The 3,692-nt window shown below is 71.8% G+C and carries 4 protein-coding genes; all 4 read left to right on the forward strand.

Annotation, left to right across the window (positions count from 1 at the left end):
• The first annotated feature begins 42 nt into the window (after positions 1 to 42).
• Positions 43 to 873 carry a response regulator transcription factor gene (locus P409_RS36525; protein ID WP_081991908.1) on the forward strand — a complete coding sequence of 277 codons (831 nt, stop codon included), beginning with the start codon at positions 43 to 45 and terminating at the stop codon, positions 871 to 873.
• Positions 866 to 1,630, forward strand: a complete 765-nt coding sequence (locus P409_RS36530; RefSeq protein ID WP_052121543.1) for a helix-turn-helix transcriptional regulator — start codon at positions 866 to 868, stop codon at positions 1,628 to 1,630. The genes P409_RS36525 and P409_RS36530 overlap by 8 nt, the downstream gene beginning before the upstream one ends.
• A gap of 82 nt (positions 1,631 to 1,712) precedes the next feature.
• Complete coding sequence (locus P409_RS29285; protein WP_202964843.1) at positions 1,713 to 1,970, forward strand: YgjV family protein; 258 nt, start codon at positions 1,713 to 1,715, stop codon at positions 1,968 to 1,970.
• 74 nt (positions 1,971 to 2,044) lie between these two features.
• Positions 2,045 to 3,692 (forward strand): calcium-binding protein (locus P409_RS36535; RefSeq protein ID WP_052121544.1); only part of this gene is annotated, 1,648 nt, incomplete at its 3' end.

Below are 3,692 nucleotides of genomic sequence, written 5' to 3' on the forward strand. Positions count from 1 at the left end.
GCAGCGAGGCGGTGGCCATGGCCTTGTCCGCGGGGCTGCTCGATGGCTGAGCACGGCAGTGCCTCCGTGAAGGCCGCCTGGGGCGGCCGCGGGCGCCGCGCCGATCCGCGCATCCCGTCCTCATCCCCGCCCGGTGAGGACGACGTCTCCCGCCTGGTCGGCCAGATCTACGACGCCGCGCTCGGCAGCGAGGCGTGGGTGACGGTGGTGACCGGGATGCGCGACCTGCTGGACGCCGAATCCGGGGCGCTGTTCCCGGCCGGCTACGGGGTGCCGTCCGACACCGCGATTCATGTCGGCTGTGACCCGGCCTTCATCGCCCCCTACAACGACTACTACTGCCGGATCTCGCCGCTGGTCCCGGTGGTGCCGCACCTGCCGGCCGGATCGGTGTTCGCCAACCACATGGTGGTGGCGGAGCAGGATTATGTCCGGTCGGAATACTACAATGACCACATCCGGCCGCAGGGCAAGTACACCAACCTGTCCTGGTTCGACGCCCCCGTCGGCGGCCGGCGCGGCTATTTCTGTCTGTGGCGCCAGCGCTGGCAGCCGGCCTGGGAGCCGGCGGCGCTGCGGGTGCTGGGCACCGTCGGCCCGCATCTCGGCCGGGCGCTTGAGATCCAGCGCCGTCTGGCTGCATCCGCGCCGGGCCATGCCCCGGCGCCCCTGTCCGGCCTGCTGGCGCCGCGCGAGCGGGATTGTCTGGCCGGTGTGGCCCGCGGAGCATCGAGCAAGCTGATCGGGCGGCAGCTCGGCCTGTCGATGTACACGGTCGATGCCTATCTCGCCTCGGCCCGGCGCAAGCTGAAGGCGGCCAGCCGCAGCGAGGCCGTGGCCATGGCCCTGTCCGCGGGGCTGCTCGATGGCTGACGTCTTCGCGGCGTCGGGCGAGGAGGGGATCGCAGCCTTGGTGGCCCAGGCCTATGACGCTGCGCTCGGCCGCGAGAGCTGGCCGGCATTGCTGGCGCGGCTGGCGGATCTGCTCGGCGGCGATTCTGCCGTGGCGCTACATCCGACCGGCACGCCGCTGCCGCGGGACGAGGCGATCCGCATCCGCGTCGATCCGGCCTGCGTGCCGCTCTACAACGCGCATTACCACGCCACCTGGCCGGTGCTGCCGGCGCTGCCGCGGCTGCCGGCGGTGTTCGCCGACCGCATGCTGGTGCCGGAGGCCACGTTCCAGCGCAGCGAGTTCTACGCCGACTATGCCCGGCCGCAAGGCCGGCACAGCGGCCTGTACTGGATCGATGGCGGCCCGGAGGGCCTGGGCGCCCATCTCTCGGTGTGGCGGACGCGGCGCCGGCCGGACTGGGGCGAGGCGGAGATGCGGCTGCTGCGCCATCTCGGCCCGCATCTGCGCCGGGCGCTGGTGATCGCGCGGCGCCTCGCCGCCCAGGCGCAGCCCCGGCCGGTGGTGGCCATCGCCGTCGACTCCGTCGCGCCGCGCGAGCTCGACTGCCTGGCCTGGGTGGCCCGCGGCGCGTCGAGCAAGCAGATCGCGCGGCAGCTCGGCCTGTCGATGCATACGGTCAACGCCTATCTCGCCTCGGCTCGGCGCAAGCTGAAGGCCGGCAGCCGCAGCGAGGCGGTGGCCACGGCGCTGCAGCTCGGCCTGATCCAGGTCTGACCGGCTGTTCCCCTGGAGACAGGCGCGGCCGCCGGCCGCTGCTAGACAGCATCCGAACCATCGGCTGATGCGGGAGGATGCGGTGCTATGGATCGAGGCTTTCGGCTATGCCGGAACCGGCTTCACTATCCTGGCTTATTCGATGCGCCGGCTGATCCCGCTGCGCATCGTCGCCATCCTCAGCAGCGCCAGCTTCCTGGTCTATGCCGGGTTGATCGGCAGCGCCCCGCTGGCGCTGATGGAGGTCGTCGTGCTGCCGATCAACGCCTGGCGGCTCGTCGAGCTGCTCCGCCCGCCACCAGCGCGGGCAAGCAGGCTGTCCGGTCTGTTCCCCCGGTGACATCGGTCCCGTGAGGAAGCTGATAGGACGGTGGCAACGCCCATCATCGACCCTTCCAACCGGGAAAGACCATTATGGCTGTTATTGCAGGCACCGACGCGCGGGAGGTGATCCACGCCACGTCCGACGGCGTCGAGATCCCCTCCGGTTTCCTCGACATCGCGCTGGCGACGGATGAAGACGACACAATCGACGGCGCCGGCGGCGACGACCGGCTGTTCGGCGGTAACGGAAATGACGCCCTGTCCGGCGGTGCCGGCGCGGACCATCTGAGCGGCGGCGCCGGCATCGACACGATCCGGTACGACGGCGCCGCCGGGGTGCTGGTCGACCTCGCCGGCCTGATCGCCAACGGCGGCGCCGCCGCGGGCGACGTGCTGGCCGGCGACATCGAAAACGTCTCCGGCAGCGGCGTGCGCGACGTCCTGTTCGGCTCCGGCCTCGGCAACGCCCTGGCTGGTGGCGGCGGCGACGATGAGCTCGCCGGCCGGGCGGGCGACGACACACTCGATGGCAGCGACGGCAATGACCTGCTGGTCGGCGGCGACGGGGCTGACACGTTCATCGGCGGCTCCGGCATCGACACCCTGGCCTATGACGGCACCGCGGGCGTGACGATCGACCTGACGGCGCTGGCCGCCCGGGGCGGCCAGGCCCAGGGCGACGTGATCGGCGCCGATATCGAGAACCTGACCGGCGGTGCCGGCAACGACGACCTGACCGGGTCCGGAGTCGCCAATCTGCTGTCCGGCGGCATCGGCAACGACACGCTTCGGGGCATGGCCGGCGGTGACACGCTGAATGGCAGCGTCGGCGACGACATCCTGATCGGCGGCGTCGGCGGCGACCTCATGGACGGCGATCTCGGCACCGACACCCTGTCCTACGCCGACAGCAGTGCCGGGGTGGTGGTCAGCCTGGGCACCGGCCAGGGCTCCGGCGGCTTTGCCGAGGGCGACCGCTTCTCCCTGGTCGAAAACATCACCGGCAGCGCTTTCGCCGACCGGCTGACCGGCGTGTCCGGCACCAACCTGCTGCAGGGCCTGTCTGGAAGCGACATCCTTGCCGGCGCTTCGGGCGGCGACACGCTCGACGGCGGCGCCGGCACCGACCTCGCCACCTATTTTGGCGCCGTCGACGCGGTGACGGTAGACCTCGCGGCCGGGCTGGGCAGCCGCGGCGACGCCAATGGCGACCGCTACCTGTCGATCGAGAACGTGCATGGCGGCCAGGGTGGCGACAGCCTGACCGGCGACGGCCAGGCCAACCTGCTGAACGGCTTCGAGGGCGGCGACACGCTGAGCGGCGGCGGCGGCGCCGACACGCTGGTCGGCGGCGTGGGCCGGGACGTCCTGGCCGGCGGCGCCGGAGCGGACCGCTTCGTCCTCACCGGGCGCAACGACAGCGCGCTCGGGGGCGGGGCCGACCGGATCACCGATTTCAGCGGTGCCGAGGGCGACCGCATCGACCTGTCGGCGCTCGACGCCGACACCGGCGCCGCCGGCAACCAGGCTTTCAGCTTCATCGGTGCCGGCGCCTATACCGGCATCGCCGGACAGCTCCGCTTCGCCGTGACCGCCCTGGGGATCGTCACCATCGCTGGCGACGTCGACGGAGACCGCGTCTCCGACTTCCACATCCAGCTCGCCGGCACAGCCGCGCCAATCGCCGCCGACTTTCGTGCTCTGACCCGGGAGGAGACTATGGCCTTCGCCACCACCT

This window comes from Inquilinus limosus MP06, assembly GCF_000767795.1.
Lineage (GTDB): Bacteria > Pseudomonadota > Alphaproteobacteria > DSM-16000 > Inquilinaceae > Inquilinus > Inquilinus limosus_E.